This window comes from Aeromonas sp. S12(2024), assembly GCF_041402305.1.
Lineage (GTDB): Bacteria > Pseudomonadota > Gammaproteobacteria > Enterobacterales > Aeromonadaceae > Aeromonas > Aeromonas veronii.
This window is the reverse complement of the sequence record NZ_JBGLRB010000036.1, coordinates 1-4,161: the sequence shown is the minus strand read 5'-3', so window position 1 is coordinate 4,161 and position 4,161 is coordinate 1. Positions and strand designations below refer to the sequence as shown.

2 protein-coding genes are annotated in these 4,161 nt (G+C 59.6%); one reads left to right on the top strand and one right to left on the bottom strand.

Translation table 11 applies throughout. The annotated features are described in order from the left end of the window. Positions 1-150: 150 nt before the first annotated feature. Positions 151-2,529: a PilZ domain-containing protein gene (locus ACB035_RS20405; protein WP_371168027.1), complete on the bottom strand. Its 2,379-nt coding sequence runs from the start codon at positions 2,527-2,529 to the stop codon at positions 151-153. 100 nt (positions 2,530-2,629) lie between these two features. Here ACB035_RS20405 and radA point away from each other — a divergent pair, with 100 nt between their 5' ends. Further along, positions 2,630-3,997, top strand: coding sequence for a DNA repair protein RadA (gene radA / locus ACB035_RS20400; protein ID WP_101531109.1), 1,368 nt, complete (start codon positions 2,630-2,632; stop codon positions 3,995-3,997). Positions 3,998-4,161: the final 164 nt, after the last annotated feature.

Here is a 4,161-nt window from a genome sequence, read left to right as displayed (position 1 = left end):
AAGTCGAGAGCTTGAGCGATACGCATAAAAAATCCGAAACCAATCAACAGGTTTCGGATTTTCACACAACAGAAGGATCGGTCAATGGATCCTTAACTGATCGGCATTAGCCTCGAGCGCCCTGTTTCATTTTTGTCTGTTTCCGGATCATCAGTTCAGCGGCGGCGTGATGCCAAAGCGGAACAGGGTGGCCTGGGTGGTATCGGTCAGTTCGCCCACCCCCACCACGCTCCACAGCTCCTCTTCCAGCTTGCGCGCCTTGTGGATGGCGAACTTGGCGATGTAGTCCAGCTCGTTGGCGATGAAGTTGGTGTCGGGCCGTCCGGTACGGGAGATACCGACCAGCACCGAGTAGAACTCCCCCTGTTGCTGCGCCAGCTCGATGAACTGACGCTTCTCTTTGAGGTTGGCAAAGCTGCTGGCCAGCCGGCTGCTGAAGATGGGCAGGCCGGCCTTGGTCTGGATGCTGGCGATATAGACCTCCTCCTCTCTCGGTTTGTCCTCCCGCTCGATGGCACGCAGCGGGTTCATCAGCAGCTCCTTGAGCAGCTCCCCCTGAAACAGCGGGTAGAGGTTCTCCTGCTCCGGCAGCTCGGCACAGGCTTGCAGCAGCCGCTGCAGACTGCGCGGTTGCAGGGATTTGCCGATGGAGGCCGGTTTGGGGGCGCCTTTCAGCTTGTTGACATAGACCGGCGAGTTGAACAAGTGGTGGGTATAGATGTTGCGCAGTGCCCGCGCCAGCCCGCGATAGCGGCGCTGCTCCTGCGCCGCCTTGAGCTTGTTCTGGTTGCTCTCGATCAGCAGGCTGAAGAACTGGCGGCCGGTATGGCGATCCGAATCCCCTTCGATGCAGAGGTGCAGCACGGTGCGGGTCATGTTGAGGCTGACCAGCCGGTAGGAGAGGCGCTGCAGGTCCATGCTCTTGGAGAGCTCCTGCAAGCGGGGCAGGGCGATGGTCACCACATCGTTCTTCTCGCCGATAAAGGCATCTTCCAGCTCGATTTGCAGGCCGTGAGTCGAGATGTCGCGGGTCCAGCCGATCCAGGATTTGCCGTTGTGATGGATGGCGACCGCGGTCTTGTGGATGTAGCGCGACTCCTTGCGCAGCTGAACATAGTGCAGGGTCTCGATCTCGAACGGGGCAACCCCCTGCTCGTGACCAAAGCGTTGCAGCTCGTTGGCGTTGTTGCTGACGCCTTCCTGATGGAACTCTTCCCGCTGGGACTCCAGGCCGATCTCCTGCAGCAGACCGCAGTAGCCGATCTGTTTGAGCCGCTCGAGCAGCAGGATATCTTGCAACTGCGGGTTGTCCTGCCCCTGCAGTTGCCCCACATCCGCCTCGACGAGATCGCATGCCTCCAGCGTGAACTTGTAGACACGCCAGCTGGGCCGGCGTGAGCCCACCTGGAAGAAGAGGGCGGTGAGGCCACTCTGACGCAGCTCCTCGGTGGTGGCGGAGAAGAAGTAGATGTGGCTGCGCACTGTGTGGGTAAAGCAGTAGATGGTGATCTCGGTGGTGGTGCCGGGGGCCGGGCAGAGCCGTTTCATCCGCTCTGCGCTGAAAAGCCCCGCGAGGGCATCGCGGTTTTTCTCATCGCGCCAATACTCCAGCAGGTGCTGGTTGTTTTCCGTACGCAGGGCAATCTCGAGATTGGGGCTGTCGCCGGTGCCGAAGAAGAGCGGCATGCCGGTCATGCGCGGCAGGTAGAACTGCTCATACCCCTTGATGATGGCGGCGGAGAGCAGATAGTCGACGCTGACCCGATATCGGATCTTGTTGGCATCGATAAAGTCGCTGAGGAAGGCATCGAAGGCGGGCTGTTCGCCGGAGCGCACCAGCCGCAGCCAGTATTTCCCCTCTTTGCTCTCTTCGCCGAGGATCTGATAGCCGACCGGCTGATGCAGCACCGGATTGGGGGTGTCCCGCTCCAGTCCGGTAAAGAAGACCTCTACCTGGGCGCCGGTGTGATAGCTCGGCAGATAGGGAACCGAGACCCGCATGCCACCCAGCGAGAGATCTGAACTCTTGGCGAACAGCTTCTCACCATCCTGAAACTTGATCAGCACCGGCGAGCTGAAGTGCATCCGCTCCTGACGGCGGCCGTAGTAGCTGGCAAAGGCAATGGTGTTGACATCATATTGCCGGAAGGGGCTGGCCGGCGGCGACAGCTGACCATCCACGCGGGCGTTGTGGTGCTGTTTTTGCCACTGTTGCAGCACCTCGTAGACGCCGAGGGTATAGATATCGCGGTAGAGATAGCACTGGGACTGGAACAGGGCAATCGCATCGGCGGGCATGAAGTGAGTGATGCCGTCGAACTCATGCACCAGGCACTCATCCTCCAGCTCATCGCGCATGTCGATGACCCTGCGGCAGGGGGAGCACTTGCGCTTGAGCTCCATCTTGATCAGAAAACGGCTGTTGCTGTTTTCCTCCTGGGTCATGCGGTTGAAGATCTCCTCGAAATCTTTCTCCCGCAGCAAGGGGACGAGTTGTTCAATCAGATGTTGCTGGTGTTCTGAATCCATTTGTTCCTGCCACGGAAAGTCACTTTTCCGATTCTGGGTTTGATCTGTCGGTCGCAAACAAGTATATCAAGCAGGAATTCATCCTGTCCCCGAGTTATCAATGGCCAAAAATAAAACTGCTTATGTTTGTTCCGAATGTGGTGCCGACTTCACACGCTGGCAAGGTCAATGCAGCGAGTGCAAGGAGTGGAATACCATTACCGAGGTGCGCCTCGGTTCGGTGAGCCCCGCTGGCAAGGGTGCCCGTTACACCGGTTATGCCGGCGCGGTCGGCAGTCAGGTACAGACACTGGCAGAGATCGCCACCACCGAAATTCCCCGTTTTACCTCAGGTTTCAAGGAGCTGGATCGGGTGCTTGGTGGCGGTGTGGTGCCCGGCTCGGCCATTCTGATCGGCGGCAACCCGGGGGCGGGCAAGTCGACCCTGCTGCTGCAGACCATGTGTGGTCTCGCTGAGCGGATGAAAACCCTCTATGTCACCGGCGAGGAGTCGCTCCAGCAGGTGGCGATGCGGGCCAACCGCCTTGGGCTACCCACCGACAAGCTGCGGATGCTTTCCGAGACCAGCGTCGAGCAGATCTGCTTGATTGCCCAGCAGGAGCAGCCGCAGATCATGGTGATTGACTCCATTCAGGTGATGCATGTGGCGGATGTGCAATCGTCCCCCGGTTCTGTCTCGCAGGTGCGCGAAGCGGCGGCGCTGCTGACCCGCTATGCCAAGCAGAATCATGTGGCCATCTTCATGGTGGGTCATGTGACCAAGGATGGCAGTCTGGCGGGCCCCAAGGTGCTGGAACACTGTATCGACTGCTCTGTGCTGCTTGATGGTGGCCATGACTCCCGTTTTCGGACTCTGCGCTCCCACAAGAACCGCTTCGGCGCGGTCAACGAGCTGGGGGTCTTTGCCATGACTGAACAGGGGATGCGTGAGGTGAGCAACCCCTCTGCCATCTTCCTCAGCCGGGGGCAGGAGCAGGCGCCCGGTTCCATCGTCATGGTAATCTGGGAGGGCACCCGACCGCTGCTGGTGGAGTTGCAGGCGCTGGTGGACTACTCCCAGCTCTCCAACCCGCGGCGGGTGGCGGTGGGGATGGATCACAACCGGCTCGCCATGTTGCTGGCGGTGCTGCACCGTCACGGCGGGTTGCAGATGGCGGATCAGGATGTCTTCATCAACGTGGTCGGCGGGGTCAAGGTCGAGGAGACCAGTGCGGACTTGGCGCTGCTGCTGGCGATGGTCTCCAGCTTCCGGGACCAAGCGCTGCCCAAGGATCTGGTGGTGTTCGGCGAAGTGGGCCTTTCCGGTGAAATTCGCCCGGTGCCGTCCGGCCAGGAGCGGTTGCAGGAGGCGGCCAAGCACGGTTTTCGTCGAGCCATCGTGCCGCACGCCAATGCCCCCAAGCATCCCATCGAAGGGATGGAAGTGGTGCCGGTCAAGAAGCTGTCTGAGGCACTCGAGGCGCTGTAATCCCTCAGCATTGCAATCGAGACAACCGCACAACGAAAAAAGAGCGCCTCGGCGTAATGCCGATCAGTTAAGGATCCATTGACCGATCCTTCTGTTGTGTGAAAATCCGAAACCTGTTGATTGGTTTCGGATTTTTTATGCGTATCGCTCAAGCTCTCGACTTC

What these genes read in the sequence shown, in the direction of transcription:
- ACB035_RS20405 (WP_371168027.1), bottom strand. Translation starts at nt 2,529, where the DNA reads ATGGATTCAGAACACCAGCAACATCTGATTGAACAACTCGTCCCCTTG.
- radA (WP_101531109.1), top strand. Translation starts at nt 2,630, where the DNA reads ATGGCCAAAAATAAAACTGCTTATGTTTGTTCCGAATGTGGTGCCGAC.